This is a genomic window from Flexilinea flocculi, from assembly GCF_001192795.1.
GTDB lineage: Bacteria > Chloroflexota > Anaerolineae > Anaerolineales > Anaerolineaceae > Flexilinea > Flexilinea flocculi.
Window position 1 is genome coordinate 609,646 of the sequence record NZ_DF968181.1, and the last position, 19,121, is coordinate 628,766.

17 protein-coding genes are annotated in these 19,121 nt (G+C 39.4%); 4 read left to right on the plus strand and 13 right to left on the minus strand.

What is annotated here, in order from left to right; all coding sequences use genetic code 11:
• Positions 1–1,311: a UDP-glucose dehydrogenase family protein gene (locus ATC1_RS07565; RefSeq protein ID WP_062279872.1), complete on the plus strand. Its 1,311-nt coding sequence runs from the start codon at positions 1–3 to the stop codon at positions 1,309–1,311.
• Between the two features lie 66 nt (positions 1,312–1,377).
• Here the strand turns inward: ATC1_RS07565 and tyrS are convergent, their stop codons facing one another.
• The 3 genes from tyrS to ATC1_RS07580 all read right to left on the minus strand — a co-directional run bounded on the left by tyrS (position 1,378) and on the right by ATC1_RS07580 (position 4,497).
• Positions 1,378–2,667 carry a tyrosine--tRNA ligase gene (gene tyrS / locus ATC1_RS07570; RefSeq protein WP_062279874.1) on the minus strand — a complete coding sequence of 430 codons (1,290 nt, stop codon included), beginning with the start codon at positions 2,665–2,667 and terminating at the stop codon, positions 1,378–1,380.
• Positions 2,668–2,961: 294 nt separating this feature from the next.
• Positions 2,962–3,873, minus strand: a complete 912-nt coding sequence (locus tag ATC1_RS07575; RefSeq protein ID WP_062279876.1) for a PhzF family phenazine biosynthesis protein — start codon at positions 3,871–3,873, stop codon at positions 2,962–2,964.
• Between the two features lie 186 nt (positions 3,874–4,059).
• The gene (locus tag ATC1_RS07580) at positions 4,060–4,497 is read right to left on the minus strand and encodes a GNAT family N-acetyltransferase (protein ID WP_062279878.1); all 438 of its coding nucleotides are present in this window, start codon (positions 4,495–4,497) and stop codon (positions 4,060–4,062) included.
• Between the two features lie 379 nt (positions 4,498–4,876).
• Between ATC1_RS07580 and ATC1_RS07585 the strand changes: the two genes are divergently transcribed.
• The 3 genes from ATC1_RS07585 to ATC1_RS07595 all read left to right on the plus strand — a co-directional run bounded on the left by ATC1_RS07585 (position 4,877) and on the right by ATC1_RS07595 (position 6,653).
• Positions 4,877–5,116: a NifU family protein gene (locus tag ATC1_RS07585; RefSeq protein ID WP_062279880.1), complete on the plus strand. Its 240-nt coding sequence runs from the start codon at positions 4,877–4,879 to the stop codon at positions 5,114–5,116.
• Between the two features lie 128 nt (positions 5,117–5,244).
• The gene (locus ATC1_RS07590; protein WP_062279882.1) at positions 5,245–5,580 is read left to right on the plus strand and encodes a hypothetical protein; all 336 of its coding nucleotides are present in this window, start codon (positions 5,245–5,247) and stop codon (positions 5,578–5,580) included.
• Positions 5,581–5,969: 389 nt separating this feature from the next.
• Positions 5,970–6,653 carry a fructose-6-phosphate aldolase gene (locus ATC1_RS07595; RefSeq protein WP_062279884.1) on the plus strand — a complete coding sequence of 228 codons (684 nt, stop codon included), beginning with the start codon at positions 5,970–5,972 and terminating at the stop codon, positions 6,651–6,653.
• A 146-nt stretch (positions 6,654–6,799) separates the two neighbouring features.
• Here the strand turns inward: ATC1_RS07595 and ATC1_RS07600 are convergent, their stop codons facing one another.
• The 10 genes from ATC1_RS07600 to ATC1_RS07645 all read right to left on the minus strand — a co-directional run bounded on the left by ATC1_RS07600 (position 6,800) and on the right by ATC1_RS07645 (position 18,705).
• Complete coding sequence (locus tag ATC1_RS07600) at positions 6,800–7,636, minus strand: energy-coupling factor transporter transmembrane component T family protein (RefSeq protein WP_062279886.1); 837 nt, start codon at positions 7,634–7,636, stop codon at positions 6,800–6,802.
• Positions 7,624–9,339: an ABC transporter ATP-binding protein gene (locus ATC1_RS07605; RefSeq protein WP_062279888.1), complete on the minus strand. Its 1,716-nt coding sequence runs from the start codon at positions 9,337–9,339 to the stop codon at positions 7,624–7,626. The genes ATC1_RS07600 and ATC1_RS07605 overlap by 13 nt, the downstream gene beginning before the upstream one ends.
• Positions 9,340–9,452: 113 nt before the next feature.
• Positions 9,453–10,007, minus strand: a complete 555-nt coding sequence (locus tag ATC1_RS07610; RefSeq protein WP_407920569.1) for an ECF-type riboflavin transporter substrate-binding protein — start codon at positions 10,005–10,007, stop codon at positions 9,453–9,455.
• 325 nt (positions 10,008–10,332) lie between these two features.
• Positions 10,333–12,183, minus strand: a complete 1,851-nt coding sequence (locus ATC1_RS07615; protein ID WP_062279892.1) for a hypothetical protein — start codon at positions 12,181–12,183, stop codon at positions 10,333–10,335.
• Positions 12,184–12,460: 277 nt separating this feature from the next.
• Complete coding sequence (locus ATC1_RS07620; protein WP_062279894.1) at positions 12,461–13,252, minus strand: iron-sulfur cluster-binding protein; 792 nt, start codon at positions 13,250–13,252, stop codon at positions 12,461–12,463.
• Between the two features lie 3 nt (positions 13,253–13,255).
• Complete coding sequence (locus ATC1_RS07625) at positions 13,256–14,149, minus strand: beta/alpha barrel domain-containing protein (RefSeq protein ID WP_062279896.1); 894 nt, start codon at positions 14,147–14,149, stop codon at positions 13,256–13,258.
• Between the two features lie 293 nt (positions 14,150–14,442).
• The gene (locus ATC1_RS07630; protein WP_062279899.1) at positions 14,443–15,192 is read right to left on the minus strand and encodes an ABC transporter ATP-binding protein; all 750 of its coding nucleotides are present in this window, start codon (positions 15,190–15,192) and stop codon (positions 14,443–14,445) included.
• A 2-nt stretch (positions 15,193–15,194) separates the two neighbouring features.
• Positions 15,195–16,028: an ABC transporter ATP-binding protein gene (locus ATC1_RS07635; RefSeq protein WP_062279902.1), complete on the minus strand. Its 834-nt coding sequence runs from the start codon at positions 16,026–16,028 to the stop codon at positions 15,195–15,197.
• Positions 16,025–17,605, minus strand: coding sequence for a branched-chain amino acid ABC transporter permease (locus tag ATC1_RS07640; protein ID WP_062279905.1), 1,581 nt, complete (start codon positions 17,603–17,605; stop codon positions 16,025–16,027). The genes ATC1_RS07635 and ATC1_RS07640 overlap by 4 nt, the downstream gene beginning before the upstream one ends.
• Positions 17,602–18,705, minus strand: coding sequence for a branched-chain amino acid ABC transporter permease (locus ATC1_RS07645; RefSeq protein ID WP_062279908.1), 1,104 nt, complete (start codon positions 18,703–18,705; stop codon positions 17,602–17,604). Before ATC1_RS07645 ends, ATC1_RS07640 begins: the two co-directional genes overlap by 4 nt.
• Positions 18,706–19,121 lie beyond the last annotated feature (416 nt).

Consider the following 19,121-nt stretch of genomic DNA (forward strand, 5'->3'; position numbering starts at 1 on the left):
ATGAGCAAAATCACTGTGATTGGTACAGGCTACGTTGGCCTTGTTACAGGAGCGTGTTTCGCTGATTTAGGAAATACGGTTATGTGTCTGGACATCGACCAGAAGCGAATCGACGGGCTTCACAAAGGCATTATGCCGATATATGAGCCTGGATTAGAGGAAATTGTTGAGAGAGCGTATCGCGCAAAAAGAATTGATTTTACAACCGATTATGCGGCGGCACTCCAATCGGCGGAGTACGTTTTTATCGCTGTCGGAACACCTTCAGGTGAAAATGGCGAAGCAGATATGCAGTATGTTGAAAAAGCAGTAAAAAAGATTGCTGAAACCATCGATCATTCTTTTATCCTGGTAGATAAATCAACAGTGCCTGTCGGTACAGGAGATTGGGCTGCCAAGATTCTTCAGGAACGGTTTGCTGAAACCGAAATTAAGTTCAGTATTGTATCCAATCCTGAATTCCTGAAGGAAGGTACTGCCATCAATGATTTCATGCGGCCGGATCGAATTGTGCTTGGATCGAATAATCGAGCTGCTTCCGAGAAAATTGCCGAATTATATGAATCCTTGCGTTGTCCGATTTTGATCACTGATATTCGTACAGCAGAAATGATTAAATATGCCTCCAATGCTTTTCTGGCTGCGAAAATCTCATTTATCAACGAAATAGCAAATATTTGCGAAAGAGTTGGAGCCAACGTTGTCGATGTTGCGAAAGGGATGGGTCTTGATTCCAGAATTGGTCCAAAATTTTTGAATGCTGGAATTGGCTGGGGAGGCAGTTGCTTCCCAAAAGATGTCAAAGCTTTGGTCCATATTGCTCAAGAATTTGGAACACAACCCCAGCTTCTTCAGGCGGTTATTGAAATTAATAAGTATCAACGAAAGCATGTTGTTCAAAAATTTGAGGAAATATTTGGCGACATAAAGGGAAAAAGGATCGGTATTTTAGGTTTGGCGTTTAAACCGGATACAGATGATATACGGGAAAGTCCTGCCGTCGATATTATCAAATATCTGACTCAAAAAGGTGCAATAATTTCTGCCTATGATCCTGCGGCAATGGAATTATCGAAATTAGTATTACCGAAAGAGGTTTCGCTTTACGAAAATCCGTATCAGGTTGTAGAGGGAACGGATGCGCTTCTTTTAGCGACAGAGTGGAATGAATTTAAACAACTCGATTTTGAAAAAATCCATCAATTGATGCATGGAAATGTGATCTTAGATGGGAGAAATCTCTGGGATCCTCAAAGTTTGACTGATCTCGGATTTCGCTATTATGGTATTGGCTTGGGGCAATACAAATAACCACTGATTAAAATGGAAAGAAAAAAACTTCTGTTTTGATTTCAAAACAGAAGTTTTTTTCAATATTTAAAGAGTTTCGATGATGAAATAGTTCTTTTTCCCCCTGCGGAGAACCAGATATTTGCCTTCGATGAATTGATCCAGCGTAATCGTTCCTGAATTTTCATTCAGACGGTGGTTATTGATGTAAATACCTCCTTCAGCAATTGCTCTTTTTGCTTCACCTTTTGATTTCAAAAAGTTGCTTTCAACAAGCAGGCTGAGCACATCTTTTCCCGTGCCGGAGAACTGGTCTTTATCAAAAGCAAAAGAAGGAACTTCAGCAAAAATCTCATGGATGTCATCGGAAGATAAACCGGAAATCTCTCCTCCAAATAGCGCTTCGCTGGCTTGAATCGCTTTTTCTAAAGCAGTCTGCCCATGCATCATCTGTGTCATTTCCTTTGCCAGCGTCTTTTGGGCGTTCCTCAGTTCCGGCTTTTCTTGAATCTCATTTTGAAGCTCCAGAATTGTATCCTGATCAAAGAATGTGAAAAACTTCAAATAATCAATCACATCCGCATCATCAGTATTTAACCAGAATTGATAAAATTTATATGGAGAAGTTCGCTTTGGATCAAGCCAGACGGCGCCTCCGGCAGTTTTTCCGAATTTCGTGCCATCCCTTTTTTTTACCAGCGGATAGGTCAATCCATAAGCGCTATTCCCTGTCTTTTTTCGAATCAATTCACATCCGGCTGTAATATTCCCCCATTGATCACTGCCACCTGTCTGCATGACACAATTTTCTGTCTCGAACAGATGCAAAAAATCATACGATTGCAGTAAGCTGTAGCTGAACTCTGTATAAGAGAGACCGCTGTCCCGATTCATTCGATTCTTAACAGAATCTTTGGTTAACATGGTATTAATGGTAAAGTGTTTCCCTATATCGCGTAAGAAATCGACCAGCTTATAATTCAGCAGCCAATCGCCGTTATTTACAATTCGTGCAGGATTCGTTGCGACTTCAAAATCCAAAAAATGAGCGAGCTGTTTCTTAATTTCTTCGACATTGTGATGCGCTTCTTCTGCTGATAGCAAGTTTCTTTCTGCAGATCTTCCGCTGGGATCCCCGATCATTCCAGTTCCTTCTCCTGCCAGTGCGATAACATGGTGACCGAACCGCTGGAAACGTGCCAGGGCAATCATTGGAACCATATGACCGACATGCAGACTGTCTGCAGTCGGGTCAAAACCGTTATACAGTGTAATCTTTTGTTTTGCCAGTAATTCTTCAACGCCATCCATTACGTCATAGATCAATCCACGCCATTTCAGTTCTTCAAAAATACTGGTATTGCTGTTTGCACTCATAAATAATCCTTAGGAATTAAATTTTCTTATCTGATCCTCAAAAATATTATAAAGTATCTCAATTTGGAGACCATAATCATGATAAAACCTTAAAAAAGAGTCTTGTATCCCTTTTCTTCAAACAATCGGTTGTTGGAAAGGATAACATACAGCTATGTTATGTTTGTGCTCTTTTTTGAAACAAAACAATAAAAAATATTTTCTCTTTTTTAATATGTTTTTCCGAATTTCGAATTGGTTCTTTTTTCAGTTCCATTCGCTATAAAACAGTTCTGTTTCTGATGAATAAGCAAGTTAAGAATTGCTATAAAGGATATATTCTCCTTCAATTTTCTTTATTGCACCGCCTCCAAAAGAGACTCTGATATTTCCGTTCATATCCGTCATTTTTCGAAGTTGAACAATATTAAATCGATCGTGATATTGATTTTGTTCAATACGAATGACAGGCCGTTTCCACAACTGATGCTGCAGCAGATAGTATCCTAATGCTGAATTTCCGGATCCAGTTGCAGGATCTTCCAGATAGCCAAAAGTTGCAGCAAATACTCGAACTCGAAAGTCATTTTCCGGAACACTGGTATCATCCGAAAATACTTCAATGATATGGATCTGATGTTTTTGTGAAAAATCTCTAAGCGCACCAAAATCAGGATTCATTTGAAGAACCGTTTTCAATGATCGGATGGGGACCAATAGCGTAATCAGACCCGCATCGATGATTTCGATCGGATACTCAGTATTGATTTCTTCAGTTTCAATGTTTAATGCTAAAGCAATATCTTTGGCTGACGGGGAAATGGAATGATATTTTGGTGAAGGTGACATAATGAAGACTGATTTTTCTTCATCAATCCTGTTTTCAACCGTTAATTCGCCATCATTGGTCTGGATTTTGATCTGCTTTTTTGTTTTTAATGAATCAATACTCGAAAAAAGCTCGTACAGGATGGCAATCGTCGCATGTCCGCAAAAATTAACTTCTTTTTCGGAGGAATAATATTTCAACCGAAATTTCTCATCTGATTCTGGAAAAACAAATCCGGTCTCACTGACGAATCCTTTTAATTCTTTGGCAATTTGCTGCATCTTTTCATCCGTGATTTCTTCGGATGGATGAAGCATAATCATTCCGGCAGGATTACCTTCGGATTTTTCTGTGGCAAAAGCGTCAATCTTTTTAAATTGAAATCGTTCTTCCTTCACCGAATTCTTCCTTCCTGTCTTATCCTATCATTTGTATTTTCGGATTATCTTGCCGGCTTGGTATGTGTTATTTGATCAATCCAATATTTATAAAGACAGACAATCGAAATGATCTCCTGGTTTCATCATACCAAAAGAATGAGAATGCCTGCAAGTTAATTCTTGTATCGAAAAAACCGGTAAAAATTAATCAATTTTATAACGATATATATTCGTCTCGCGTGCCTGGAAACCACAACGTTGATATAACCGATTCGCCGCTTCTCGTGAGGGCCTGGATGTTAAATCAACTGTTTTGGCTCCTTCAGCTTTTGCTCGTTCTAAAGCAGCTCTGACTAATTGTTCCCCTATACCCATACCTCTTGCTTTTTCATCAACGATAACGTCTTCAATCCAAGCTCGAATTCCGGTTGGAATCCGAAATACAACGAGTGTCAACGATCCAAGGATTTTCTGGTTATTTTCTGAATCCACGGCTGCAAGAACGATGGAAGCCTTCGAATGAATCATGTCTTCTAATGCTTCCCATGATGGAATAACAGCGGAAGTAGATAATTGGGGAATTAGTACTGAAAATGCATCATAAACCTGCTGCGACATCTCAGTAATTTCAATAATTTTCATATGGCTGCCTCAAAAATACATAATTATTTTAAATGAAGTATGGCTATATTATAATCGCTCAGAAAAAAACATCATTGATTCTATGAGAAGCCAACAATTCGAAATAGGGACAAACTTTTTAAATAGATAGCGAAAATAGGTTGTTGTTATGGTTTTGCGCCTCGCGTATAATCATCACAACAGGAAAGAAAACCCCTCCATATTTCGAGATGCTGTTATTATGCTTAAAAATGGTTTGGTCTATACAGACGGAGTACAATTAAAATAAAATTACATTGATATTATTTCTATCAAACAGTAAGACAGCGATTTGAAATCGGAAAAGACTTTTTAGAAAATCCAATGACTGGTGGTTCGATTGGAGTTTGATGAGGTGATTATGGTAGAGAAGTATTCTGAAATTGAGCAGATTAAGGGACTGATTGCTGAATTGGATGATTATATTAATCATTATCATGGCGGATCAGTATCTTTTGTTTCATATGATGGGAAAGTTGTCAAAATTCGACTGGGAGGAGCCTGTGCGGATTGTCCGATGTCCTCTTCCACCGTTCATGGATGGGTTGAAGGCACATTACGTCAATTCTTCCCCAAAATTGAATCTGTGGAAGAAATATAAGCCGATCTCGTTCATCGGATTGAATCATCAACGGATTTGATTCAATGAAATCGGTATATTTCTTGCATCATTTCATTGATAGGAAGATATTTTAGCCGTTGATCGACGGAGTCATCAAGGAGCACATTATGCGCAAAGGAATAGCAATTTTACTGGGGTTGATATTAATACTGTTCAGTGCAATCAAACTTCTGCCGTTTTTTGGAATCACAGTCTCCGTAGCCGGTTTCTCGTTGGATGCATGGTTCCCGGTTGTTTTTATGATTATCGGTCTATGTGAACTCATCATTAACCCTTCTGTCAATTGGTTGATCGGCATAGCGATGATCGTCTTGGGCGGAATTGATCTGGTGAAAAATATCGGAGTGGTAATTCCAGTCTTATCGATTATTGATACGAAAACGATGCTGCTTCCGGCATTCATTTTTATCTATGGAATAAAAGTGTTGTTTACATCAAAATAACACTTACCGGAGGCTATTTTCGATAAACATAGTTCTCTTATTGAGAGCATGAAAGAGAATTCTCATTATTCTTGAATCCAGACTGGAACAGCAAGCATAAAGAGTATTCTTTTTCTTTTTATATTTCTGAAGGCAATAGTAATTTTGTGTAAAGCGTAAAAATTACTATCATGCTTATTCTCTTCCATATTTCGAATTACTGATCAGTAATTCGAAATATGGACTTGTTATTCGAAAAAAGCGGATAAACTTGTCGTTGTGGAGTTTTTTTACGAAACGCAAAAACTTCCCGACAAGAGAGAATTTTCCCCACATTTCGAATTGTTGATCTATGATTCGAATGGTTATTTATTATCATACAGGAGTAAAATTGTAGCGGAGACCTACCTATGGAATATCTTTTTGATACTGTAAATATTTCTGATATCCGGAAATATATGGATATTTATCCGATTACCGGCATAACCAGCAACCCATCGATAATATTTCAACATGGAAAAATTGATTTTTTCACTCACTTTCGTGAAATCCGTGATCTGATTGGATTGAAACGAACGATGCATATTCAAGTTGTATCCCAAGATACAGACGGTATTTTAAAAGATGCCGAGACGATCCTTGAGCAAATTGATGATCAAGTTTACATAAAAATTCCCGTCACTGAACAAGGGTTGAAAGCGATTCGTATATTAAAACAAAAAAAAATAAATGTCACCGGCACGGCAATTTATACCAAAGTCCAGGCGCTGACTGCCCTGGAATCAGGAGCAGACTATGTAGCTCTATACTATAACAGAATGGAAAACATGGATATTGATCCTTGCGATGTTATTTCCACAACTGCGAAAATGATTCAATCTTATAACTATGCAACAAAAATTTTGGGTGCGAGTTTTAAGAACATTGGTCAGGTCATTAAAGCATTTGAATCAGGAGCGCACGCTGTGACAGTTCTGCCGTCTGTGCTTCATGCCGCTTTATCGCTTCCGGATATTCAAAGAGCGGTGGATGACTTCCGCAGTGATTGGTCATCCATTTATGGAAATGCTTCAATTTCTGATTTAAATCATTAAAAGGCAATTGAATGAATTTGATCGAATTATCTGATCAGGAGAAATAACTCTTTTGGGTGTACTTGAATGATCTGAAAAATTAATTCGTAAAAATTCGTTCGGTTTGGAATACTCTTGATTAGCTCAATTTATTAAAAAAACAATCCTTAGCTGATAAAGGGATTGAAAAATCGTTGTCCATCTAAAAAAGTAATCAATAGTCCGATGATGGATAAAATCACAACGGCAGTAATCACACAATAATCTGCCTTCTGAAAAGGACGTGCGCTGTACCACGTTCTTTTTTCTTTCTTTCCAAATCCTCGTAAATCCATGGCGTTGCTGATCAAATCAATTCGGTCAAGACTCGAAAAAATTAATGGAACCGCGATGATGGCGATGCCGGATATTCTTTTTTTTAGGCTTGTTTTCTTCGAAAGGTCGACACCGCGAGCTTGCTGTGCCTGAGAGATGTTGTGAAAGTCAGTTTGAATATCAGCGATATACCGCAATGTAATTGAGACAGCGTATGAAAGCTTGTAGGGAACTCGGATGCCTGTCAGAGAAGCTGCGAATTCGCTCGGATCCGTTGTCAGGAGAAACAACAGCGCTATCGGGACAACTGTCAAATATTTGAGCGTTACATTAAACAGATAAAAAAGCTGTTCCTGTGTGACGGTGTAACGATCTGAAATTTGAAAAATCAAATGGCGGGCACCATAGATCCTGACTCCTTCTTCGGGAGAAAAAAAATAAATAGCCGCATCATTTAATAGAAGAAAAAAACAAATGAAGACAAGGATAAAACCGACTTCTTTAAGATGGATTTTTGCCAATTTGAAAATTATTAAACTGAAAACCATCGCTGTCAGCAGAACACGGGTATCATAACTCAGCATACAGACGACAGTCCAGGCTAAAAATGTTATCAGTTTTGTGACGCCATTCAAACGATGGACAGGTGAATCCCTTTTGATGTATGATAACATCTTTACTGTTGACATGTCTGACGTGCCTCCCTGTCAAAGCTGATAAACTTCTTAACAAATTCAAACGGATCCGAAATGGCGGCATATTTCGCCAGTGAAAAAAGACTGGTTTCCTTCAAATTCGCTAACCTGATGACACGATCATCCGTCAATACTTTTGCAGGGTGATTGTCGCAGATCAATTTTCCATCTGCAAGTACGATTGCCCGCTGTGTATACTCCAGGATCAGATGCATATCATGCGTTATCAGCAGAATTGTTTTTCCGCGTTTCTGTAACATTTGCAGGAATTCCATGATTTCTGTATAGTGTCGTAAATCTTGGCCTGCTGTTGGCTCGTCCAGAAGAATGATTTGGGGTTCCATGACTAATATAGACGCAATTGTGACTCGTTTCTTCTGCCCGTAGGATAATGCTGAAATTGGCCAGTTACGGTATGGATATAATCCACAGATTCGGAGTGTCTCCTCAACACGTTCGGAAATTTCTTTTTGTGGAATATCACGAAGTTTTAATCCGAGTCCGACTTCATCGCGAATCATCACCTGGGAAATCATCTGATTCGGGTTTTGCATGACCAGACCTACATAGTCAGCGCGCTCTCTGATTGAGACATGAGACATATCCTTCCCGAAAAGCGCAATTGTACCTTTGTCAGGTTTCTCAAATCCGCATATCAGTTTGCATAAAGTGCTTTTGCCGGCTCCATTTTTCCCGACAATCGCTGTCATTTCACCTTCGCAAATTTTAAAGCTGATGTTATCGAGGACAACTCTCTCTGCGGAGTATGAAAAACAAACGTCAGAAAATGATAATACTGAATTCGATGAGAGATTGCTTTCATTTTCCACAGTCTGTTCGTACCAGTGCTGAAGCGGTTTTGTGATAGTGTCCATATTCATCAGGCTGACATCGCTTGGATGCATTTCCTCTGTTATTTTAATCCCGGCATATTTTAATGCGGTCACATACAGTGGTTCACGAATCCCAAATTTTCCAAGCAACCCGGATGTGAGGATCTTATCTGGTGTAGTGTCTGCAACAATTCTTCCCTCTCCCATTAAAACGATCCGATCCATCGGACGCCATAAAACATCTTCAAGCCGATGCTCGATAATGATCACAGTAGCTCCGGTATTTTTTGCCAGGTCATCAATTAATTCCATTGCATATCTTCCGGTTGCCGGATCCAGATTTGCTAACGGTTCATCAAACAGTAAAATATTGACCTGATCGATTAACACTCCAGCTAATGAGACTCTTTGCTTTTGTCCCCCGGACAGCTCTTTGGGTGTTGATCCCAGATGGGTGTGGATATCTACCAATCGGCTTGTTTTTTCAACTCTGGAAATCATCTCTTTTTGATCGATGGCATCATTCTCGAGAGCGAAAGCGATATCATCTCCGACTGTTTGAGCAACGAATTGTCCATCAGAATCCTGTAATACTGTGCCAACAAATTTTGAAATATCAAAGATTTTCAAATTTGCTGCATTTTGTCCTTCAATCCAAAGGTTTCCGCTGATATTTCCTTTGTAAAAATGCGGAATTAGACCGTTAATACAATAACCAAGCGTACTTTTACCGCTGCCAGAAGGTCCGGCGATGATAATTTTTTCCCCCGAATTGATTTTTAAATTAATGTCAATTAACGTTGGATTTGATTGTGCTCGATATTGGAAACTGAAATTTGAAAAATCTATGATCGGGTTTTGCATGGTTCCATTTTAATGATTAAAGATGTTTTGAGATACGGAATTCATCTCAAAACATCTTTAAGATAAAAGGTCAAATATTCATTTTCGAAATATCAGACCTGAGTGCGAAATCCTTATTTTTCTATATTGAGACTGCCAGTCTTTGTACGGGTTCGAGCATAGATAGCGAGAAATGCAGTTCCAAGTATGGCGATGGTCACTAAGTTGGCAAGACCTGCAACCAGACCCTGCATAAAGACTTTATCCGAAGGTTCTGCATAGATGATGATATCGAGAACAGGAGCAAGTAAGCCCCATCCGACGAGATTTGCCGCAATTTGGTAAAGATTGAAGGTAATAATTTCCTTCTTCCCAAAAATGCCATTTTCGATATTAATTCTCTTCCAGGAAAGTCCGATCACGGCGCCAACAAAGACTGAAACGATGACCCAGCTCCACCAAACCGATCCATAAGCTGTAGCATCCGTTAATACATGTCCGATTAAACCAATCAAAGCTCCTGCGATTGGTCCAAAAATTACTGCCATAAAAGCTAAAAATGCATAGGCAGTATTGATCGTTGTATTAGGAATTCCGCTTGGAATTGAGACAAACCGGTTTAGAACAAGGAAAACCGCGGCACCAATACCGATTGCGACTATTGTACGCGTTGAAAGTTTCATATGCATCTCCGAAAAATTTCAATTTTGAATATTTTTGTCTATAAGATTATATCATATTCGGAGATTTGTATTCTTTTTGAACCATTCGAAAAATAGATAGAATTCTTTGTAGTTGTGATGTTGTTGTGCTTTGCGCAACAACATCACAACTACATGTTTTTCTCTCTTTATTCGTTTGGTTGGTCAATTTTTCGAAATTCTGAATTAATTGTATTAATAATCCTTAAACGATTTCAAAAATTTGTTCTCAATAGTTTGAGACCATTATCATCGACTTCGTTTGTCAAAAATTTCAAATACTTCTAGTTACACAAAAAATTTATTGATGTTTTTATTCATCCGGCAGCACTCGCCGGTAATCTCCCCGCCCAACCACTTTGAAAATTTGACCATGCCATGGAAAGTCAAACATTTCGCTGAATTCATTCCAGAAATGCTCATTGCCATGTTCGATCAAGATGTAATCAGCTTCAGATTGATCGATATAGTCAGCAAATTCTTCTTTGCTGATTTCAAAATCTTTCGGATTACTGCAAGGATCCCAAATAAAATAACTGTGTCCGACGAAAAGGTTATTCAGAATAAGACAGGATAGTCCTGAAGATTCTAAATCAATCGTCTGGACTATGCTTCCTTTGGGAATCGTGTTTACAAATTGCTTGTACACTTTCTTTTGCTGAACCCACATAGTTTTTTCCTGCAGCGGAGGGGAAAAGATTTGTTTCATAGGGGCTACAGAAAGTACATAGAAGAAAACAACCATACTGATAATGGATAAAATCAGCTTCGAAATAATGGAAGTTGATTTCCGAATCATCCATAGCAGGATTGAGAAAAATGAAAGCAGCCAGGCTACGATATATGTCCCGATATAACGATCAAAACTGTTTAGTTCCTCTCCTAAATCCGGTTCCTGGATGAATAAGGCAAAAAGGAATTGAAAAAATGTATAGCCAATGAATCCAATGAGAAGGATGGCGTTTGTGATCAGAAATTTTCTGGAATTGGTTGTTTTTAGCAATAGATCAATGAACAATGCAAGAAAGAAAAGACCTGCAGCGATTAAATACACCGGAATTTTTGCATTAAAAAAATTTATCTCGAAAATGTGTTCCAAACCGTCTAAACAGATTTGTCTTTCACGATCTGCAATTTCCGGTGAGAAAAGAAGTTGAATATTCTGGAGCGTGAATCTCGTGGTTGAAAATATCTTCATCGGTTGAACAATCTGGTTACGGACCTCCCAGGAAATGAATGCAATTGCAGGACCGGCGATGATTATCAGGAGGTTTCTGATTGAGGAACTTGAAAAAAGCCCTTTCAGTGGACTTTCAGAAGTGCGAGATTTCCTTAATTCAGAGAACAGATCCATTCTTGAAAACAATAAGAAAATTAAAATTGCCACAAAAATCAGACAAGGTGTTTTCAGAGAAATAAAGAAAAATAATAATATGGATAATTGAATAGAAAAAAGCCTGTCAAATTTTTCTTCAGTGATAATCAGAAAAACCAAAGCTGCAAAGAAAATTCCCATCAGACCATCAACACGGATCGCTATTGCCTCGAAATTACATAGATATAGTGTCAAGACGGAAAATATGATAATTATGGAAATCGTCCATAGATTTTTCTTTGTAAGATTGGGGCAGCAAGCGAGAACGGCTGAAAAAAGAACGCTGAGAATACCAAATATAATAATGCCCTGGCTGTATTTGGTTATGCTTACAAAGTAATACTGGATTAATGAAATTCCCAGAGGATAATCCGCATGTACGATTTTGGTCGATCGTTCTCCTGTAACGAATAACGAACGAACAAAAGCATCCCAGAAAGCTAACTCATCCCAGCCGTAATAGAAGCGGTTTCTAACAAAAATTCCCACTAAGAAAAAGATCACAAAAATAATTAGTAATGGTAATAGTGTGTTGAAAAAATTTGGTCTCGTGTTCTTCCTGATGATCAGAAAAAGAGAATAGATTAAAAGACTTGCGTTCACAAAAATCGTAAAATAAATTCCAATTTTGCCAATTCCAAAAATTACAAAAAAATACATCACAAGGAAAAGGGAGGAGAATCCGATTAAGGGAGATTTTTGAACCTGAATACGGTATTTTACGGCCGGAAAAATCAGAAAACCTGCAATATTGAGTAGAAGAACAGGGATGGCAAGAATTGCACTCATAAAAAGAATTCCTTTGATGAATTGGTTTGCATCTATGACCTTTATTCGAAATTAATAAAAGAAAACCAAATTACCTCGATTTATTCGAAAAGCAAGCCAAAGTTTTCGAATTACTCAGAAATTTGAAAATATGGAAAAGCCTTTTGAGAAAAAAGAGGGATTTTGTTGTTATGTTGTTATTACTCGAAGCGGAACAACAACACAACAACAATGATTCCTTTTCATATTTCGAATTGCAGCGAATTACTGTTCGATCTGGCACAATTTATTTTCCAGTTTATTTTGTGAAAGAAGTCGGACCGTCTTTGCAAACCAACCAGGCTTTTTTACTACCCGGTTTATTGACAGGTTCTTCCCAGGTGTCCGGCATTTCGATCTTACAGTTGCCACACAAACCCATCCCGCAGCGCATGATTGCTTCCCAGGATAACTGGCGAGGTATGCCGTATCGCTCACAAAGGGCATCAATTCCGTAGAGCATTTTTTTAGGTCCGCATGCATACACACACGCATCTTGAACATCTGATAATTGTTGGATTGTCTCCTCTAACGGGACGGTTACAAATCCCTGAATTCCGCGAGTTCCATCATTGGTAGTGATATGTAGTTTCACTGGTATTTTTTCGAATTCATCAACGAGGATAAGCAGATTTGCAGATCTGGCGCCCAGAAATACATGCACATTGATACCTTTTTTGATAAGCGTTTCTGCCAAATAAAGGAGTGGTGATGCACCATAGCCTCCTCCAACCAGCAATGCATCTTTCCCATAAGGTTGGTATCCTTGACCAAACGGCCCTCGAATCCATAATCGGTCTCCGGGTTGATATCGATCGATCTGACCGGATACTTTTCCAACGTCAGCAATCGTGATCATTAATGGATTGCTTCCAGCAACACTAAATGGCTTTTCTCCCAAACCAGGAATCCAGATAAGAATAAACTGTCCCGGCTCACTCGCCATGGGTTCTTTCATAATCAGGCTGTGTGTTGTGTCATTTTCAATTCTAACTTTGTCTACAGTAAAGACTCTCGATTTTTTTTCTTCCATCGAAAATGGTTTTTCCATAATTTACCGCCAAATCTTTCCGCAAATTTCAGACAGATTATTATATCCTTCTGAATTCATGAATTCTTCAAACTCAACGAGTATTTTCGTAAATGCTTCATATCCTCGATAATACAATGCGGATCCAATTCCGACAGCGCTTGCCCCCGCAAGTATCATTTCTGCCATGTCAAGGCCTGAAGAAACTCCTCCCATCCCGATAATTGGGATACTGACTTCCTTATAAATATCAGAAATACACTTCAAAGCGATCGGTTTTAAAGATGGTCCGGAAATCCATCCGCTGCCCTGGCTTAGAAATGGTTTTGCAGCATAGGCGTCAATTACCATTCCTGGAACCGGATTTACCGCGGTGATAAAATCGGCTCCGGCATCCTGCGCTTTTCGGGCAACTTTCCCAATATGCGAACAAATCGCAGACAATTTCACTGATATTGGGATCAATCCGGCATTAACTCGCACTGCAGCGGTAATCTCCGCGACTAATCCTGGATCATATTCCGGTAGAACGAACTCGATTATATCGGGTTGTGCAAGCTTGATTTTTGTTGTCAATTCAACAAATTCATCAGGATTATCCGCATAGATATTTGCAATGACCGGTACCACCGATTCAGCGGCTTTTTGTCGGTATGCATTGATTAAATAAACCATTGAATCAACTCCCGGATTGGTCAGTCCAAGATTTGTGATGAGGCCACAGCCCCAATCGGATGAAGCCGGATTATCAGTCCCAGGCCGGTATTTTAATGTACAGCTTTTTGTTGTAACTGCGGCGGCACCGCTTTTTGCTGCGCGAACTAACAAAGAATCGCTGTTCCCTGAAATTCCTGATGCAAGAATTATGGGTGTTTTGAGGTGGATTTGATCGGATAATCTGCAGGAAAAATCTGGCATGTCAACCATCCTTTTGTGAAAATTCTTTCTGTAATTTTACACTGAGATCTGAAATAGTAATTCGAAAAATAGACTTGCTATTCGAATACTGAGATAGAAACTTGTTATTGTGATGTTTTTATGCAGAACTCAAAAACATCACAACAACAAAGAATCCTCTCTATATTTTGAATTGCTATATCTGAAAGAAAAACTCCAACGATTTGATATTCTATCGAACCGCAGGAGATACTCTCTTGCAACGTTATATTGTCAACAAAAAAACCTCTTACCGAGGTTTTTTCGTTGGTTACTTAGAAGTAATAATCGCCTTTTTGCAGTTTTTCCTGTTCGGACTCTCCACCCAGATAAGCTGCCTGGACTTTTGGATCGTTGAGAAGCTCTTGTCCTGTGCCGCTCACAACAATTTCCCCAGTTTCAAGGACATATCCGCGGTCAGCGATTGCTAAAGCCATTTGAGCATTCTGCTCAACCAAAAGGATACTGGTTCCAGTCTGATTGATGTCAAAAATAATATCAAAGATCTGCTCCACCAGAATCGGCGCCAGCCCCATAGAGGGTTCATCAAGAAGCATTAAATCTGGATGCCCCATCAAGCCACGTCCGATCGCAAGCATTTGTTGCTCTCCGCCGGACAATGTCCCTCCAGGTTGCGTTCTGCGTTCTCTCATCCTTGGAAATAGCTGATAAACATGTTCCATATCTTCTTCAACCTGAGCTTTATTGTCATTTAAAAATGCGCCCATCTCCAGATTTTCCTGAACTGTTAATTTCGGGAAGATATGTCGTCCTTCCGGAACCTGGATAATACCTTTTTTGACAATCATATCTGTAGGTAAACCGGTAATTACTTCATCCTTATAAGTAATTACTCCGGATTGGCCTTGAACCAGTCCTGAAATTGAATTCAGGGTTGAACTTTTTCCTGCGCCATTTCCGCCGATGAGGGCGACAATTTCCCCTTTATTTACTGTTAAAGAGATCCCTTTTAACGCATGAATCGCACGATAATAAACTTGTAAATCTTTAATTTCGAAGTACATAATTAGTCCAAATTCCCTTTGTCAGCTTTGCGCCTGGAATACTTTTCGACAAGGTTTTCTGTACCTGATCCCAGGTAGGCTTCAATTACTTTTTGGTTGGATTGAATCTCATCCGGTGTTCCCTGGGCAATTTTCTCTCCATGATCCAGAACAAGGATTGAATCGGAAATATTCATCACAACTTTCATATCGTGTTCAATAAGAACGATGGTGATTTTTAATTGTGAGCGCAATGTATTAATGAGCTCAATCATGGCAGAAGTCTCATGGGGATTCATGCCGGCGCAAGGTTCATCCAACAGTAATAAATGCGGATTGTTTCCAAGAGCGCGTGCAATTTCCAATCTGCGTTGTGCACCATAAGGCAGGTTATTGGCTACATCATCTGCATAGGCTCCCAAACCAACAAAATCAAGCAGGTTACAGGCTTTTTGAATCGATTGTTTCTCTTCTCTGCGATTGCGGAAGGTTTGAAAAAGCGTATCGATGCAAGTTGAGCGAAGTCTGGGCTGCTGTCCAATCAGCACATTTTCAATAACTGACATATTTGTAAATAGCCGTATATTCTGGTACGTACGTGAAATGCCCAGATTCGCAATTTCATCGGTGGGAATTCCATTAATTGGGCGCTCTTGAAAGAAAACGGTTCCATTGTCACAGGCATAGAATCCTGAAATACAGTTAAAGAAAGTCGTTTTTCCTGCGCCATTGGGTCCGATGATGCTGATGATGGATTCAAACGGGACCTGAAGACTGACATCATTGACAGCAGTCAAACCGCCGAAATTGATTGTAATATTTTCTGCTTCTAATACGTAGGAAGGCTTTTTTGTCATGGTTTTAAGTCCTCCTTTAATATTTCGATTGATTCAGGTGCGACAGAAAGTTTCCGCCGTTTCACTGGCCATATTCCTTCTGGACGGATAATCATCATAACGATTAACAAAGCCCCAAACACAACCATACGATAATTCTCCAGATCGCGCAGCAATTCCGGCAGCCCTTTAATAATGAACGCCCCCAGCAATGTTCCCGGGATGGAACCCATTCCGCCGACAACAACAACTGCTAAAGCGTTGACGGAAACCATAAATGCATATTCACTTGGGCCAGTATACGTGTTACGAGAAGCGTACAAAGCTCCAGCAGCGCCTGCTATGGCGGCTCCGATGACAATTGCTAATACTTTGTAGGAGCTTGTGGTTACACCACAGGCTTGTGCTACTGTTTCATCTTCTCTCATCGCTTCCCAGGAACGGCCTGTTCTTGAGTATTGGAGTCTAAACGCTGCATAGAGGACGATAAGAAATACAAAAATAATCAGATACAAAAACCAGACATTGTCTTCCAACGGTTCTCCGAAATATTTTTCAAAAATAGATGGTTGTATTGGCTGCCCGATATTTTTAATTCCTTGCGGTCCGCCGGTATAATCAGCCATCAGGTTGCTATTAATTAAGATCCGGACAATTTCTGCAAAGCCGAGTGTGACAATTGCGAGATAATCTCCTCGTAGATTCATAATTGGAAGACCGACTAAAAAACCTCCGATTCCTGCCACGATCAGTGAAACCAATAAAGCCAGCCAAAAATTCATTTCGATACCAAACGGTTTGGGAGCAGTCAACAGACCGAAAGTATAAGCTCCCAAAGCGAAAAATGCTACATAACCGAAGACCAACTGCCCGGATAAACCGACGATCAAATTCAACCCCAATCCCATGATTGCGTAAATCAAGACAATTCCAAGCACAGAAATGGTATAGGCATTGATGACCAGCGGCAGCAAAAGAAATGCGATTATCAGGAGAAGGATTAAAACAGTTTTTACAGCAGGATATCTTTCGAACGCACGTCCGATTTGGATTTTCTCCTTCAAATGAGTAAGCGCGCGGACTGATTTTGCAGGCTGATTTGTTTTTTGTGAAATCCAAAATAGGATCAGCGCTGCCATACTGCCAAGAATCGTTGACATGAAATAATATGTAACTGCTTTTTGGATGTCAGTCTGAAAAAGAAATGCCCGAATAACATCTGGCGCTAACGCTTCAAGATAAACACGAACATCTTTACCGTTTACCAGATAACTTCCAAGAATGATATTTAAAAGAGAAATGAGTAAACCAGAAACAATACTGATTGTGACAGCAGCAAAAAATCCCTGACCGAATGAATATTTTTTCTGAGAGTTTCGGGTTCTTAAAAAGTTAATCGTAGTGAAGAATACAATCAACCCTACAACAAGTCCCATATAAAATGGCGTAATTGCGTTCTTCGCTGCAGTTCCTCCGGTGAATAACTTTTCGAGGATTTCTGCCAATGTAGAGGTAAGATTTATCATCTCACAAAAAATAAGAATAATACCTGCGACAATCCCAAATTTGCTCGATTTAGATAGTATCGTTTTCATCATACTTTCTCCACGCTTGAGGATGATTTTCCAAAGAGTCCGGAAGGTTTCAAGATCAGAACCAGGATCAGAATGGTAAATGCGATGACATCCTTCAATTGAAAATCGATTCCGAGAAAAGCCGGGCCGACTGATTCAACAATTCCCAGAATCATTCCACCTGCCATTGCGCCGGGAATATTTCCGATTCCTCCGAGAACTGCTGCAGTAAAAGCTTTGATTCCAGGCAGGAAACCGACAAAATGATTGAAAAGGCCGTTATGAAGCCCCCACATTACTCCGGCAGATCCGGCAAGAATACCGCTGATGATGAAGGTTTGGCTTGTCACTCGGTCAAGATTGATTCCCATTAATTGAGCAGTATTCTTATCCTGGGAGACTGCACGAATCGATTTACCGAGTTTTGTTTTTTGGACAAAGAAATAGAGTGCGATCATTAATACTACAGCCATTATCAAACTGAAAACGCCGGTTTTGGTAATGACAATCATGCCATCACCCATTTTGATATTCCAGCCGGTTCCTCTTTCTAACAACAGGGGATTCTTATAGGTTTTCTTATTAGCTCCAAACATGATCTGGGCTGCAGTCTCGAGAAAAATTGAAGCTCCGACTGCACTAATTAATGGAGCCAGGCGTACATGGGAGTTTCGCAGCGGACGATAGGCGATTTTTTCCAGATAAAAACCACTGACTGCAGAAACGGAAGCGCCTATCAGAAAAGCAAGGATAATTGCTGGAACAGGGTATGCATTTAAAAAATTTGATTCTCCCACTTTCAGAAAATTAAAAAATTCAAAAGTGAAATAACCCGCGAAACAGCCTAACATCATAATATCGCCGTGGGCAAAATTGATAAGAAGCATGACGCCGTATACGAGCGTGTAGCCAATTGCAATCAGAGAATACATACCTCCGACGATCAATCCTGTATTTAAAAAGCCAAGCCAATATACGGGACCATATTCAGGCTGAATTATTTGAATAATTATACGATAAAGAACATAAGCACCAGCAATCACGCCGACGATCCAACGGAGCCAGTTGATCCTTTTTACAGTTTGTTTTGCGGAAGGTTGATGGTGAGGTTTTTCTGCATCCATATAAATATGTTCGCTCCTTCTGAAGAATTTATTTGAAATATCTTGTATGAAGATATGTTTTTATAGATAAACGCTTGCATGTGCTATTTTCAACATTTCAATCAGTTCAATTTGAAACTGACTGCGGTTAAGAATTGTATTGTTTTTATCTCTTCGTGATAACTTTAGGATTCAATTCTATCATTCTCAGTTTACAAACATACAGAAAAGGATAAGAATTGTGACGATCTCAATAAAGAAAATGCATATTTTAACCACAGTTTAAATGACTCAAAATGAGATCGGTATTTAATTACTGAAGGAGAAGAATTAATAAAAAAAAGCCTCTGTCGGGGCATTTATCGTATTATTTAGATTAATACGTCAAAAATGGAGCCCGACAAAAGGCATATTAATGCTGATATAAAATAAATTTC

Coding starts and splice junctions, on each gene's coding strand:
- ATC1_RS07565 (WP_062279872.1), top strand. CDS start 1: ATGAGCAAAATCACTGTGATTGGTACAGGCTACGTTGGCCTTGTTACA.
- tyrS (WP_062279874.1), bottom strand. CDS start 2,667: ATGAGTGCAAACAGCAATACCAGTATTTTTGAAGAACTGAAATGGCGT.
- ATC1_RS07580 (WP_062279878.1), bottom strand. CDS start 4,497: ATGAAAATTATTGAAATTACTGAGATGTCGCAGCAGGTTTATGATGCA.
- ATC1_RS07585 (WP_062279880.1), top strand. CDS start 4,877: ATGGTAGAGAAGTATTCTGAAATTGAGCAGATTAAGGGACTGATTGCT.
- ATC1_RS07590 (WP_062279882.1), top strand. CDS start 5,245: ATGCGCAAAGGAATAGCAATTTTACTGGGGTTGATATTAATACTGTTC.
- ATC1_RS07595 (WP_062279884.1), top strand. CDS start 5,970: ATGGAATATCTTTTTGATACTGTAAATATTTCTGATATCCGGAAATAT.
- ATC1_RS07600 (WP_062279886.1), bottom strand. CDS start 7,636: ATGTCAACAGTAAAGATGTTATCATACATCAAAAGGGATTCACCTGTC.
- ATC1_RS07605 (WP_062279888.1), bottom strand. CDS start 9,339: ATGCAAAACCCGATCATAGATTTTTCAAATTTCAGTTTCCAATATCGA.
- ATC1_RS07610 (WP_407920569.1), bottom strand. CDS start 10,007: ATGCATATGAAACTTTCAACGCGTACAATAGTCGCAATCGGTATTGGT.
- ATC1_RS07615 (WP_062279892.1), bottom strand. CDS start 12,183: ATGAGTGCAATTCTTGCCATCCCTGTTCTTCTACTCAATATTGCAGGT.
- ATC1_RS07620 (WP_062279894.1), bottom strand. CDS start 13,252: ATGGAAAAACCATTTTCGATGGAAGAAAAAAAATCGAGAGTCTTTACT.
- ATC1_RS07625 (WP_062279896.1), bottom strand. CDS start 14,149: ATGCCAGATTTTTCCTGCAGATTATCCGATCAAATCCACCTCAAAACA.
- ATC1_RS07630 (WP_062279899.1), bottom strand. CDS start 15,192: ATGTACTTCGAAATTAAAGATTTACAAGTTTATTATCGTGCGATTCAT.
- ATC1_RS07635 (WP_062279902.1), bottom strand. CDS start 16,028: ATGACAAAAAAGCCTTCCTACGTATTAGAAGCAGAAAATATTACAATC.
- ATC1_RS07640 (WP_062279905.1), bottom strand. CDS start 17,605: ATGATGAAAACGATACTATCTAAATCGAGCAAATTTGGGATTGTCGCA.
- ATC1_RS07645 (WP_062279908.1), bottom strand. CDS start 18,705: ATGGATGCAGAAAAACCTCACCATCAACCTTCCGCAAAACAAACTGTA.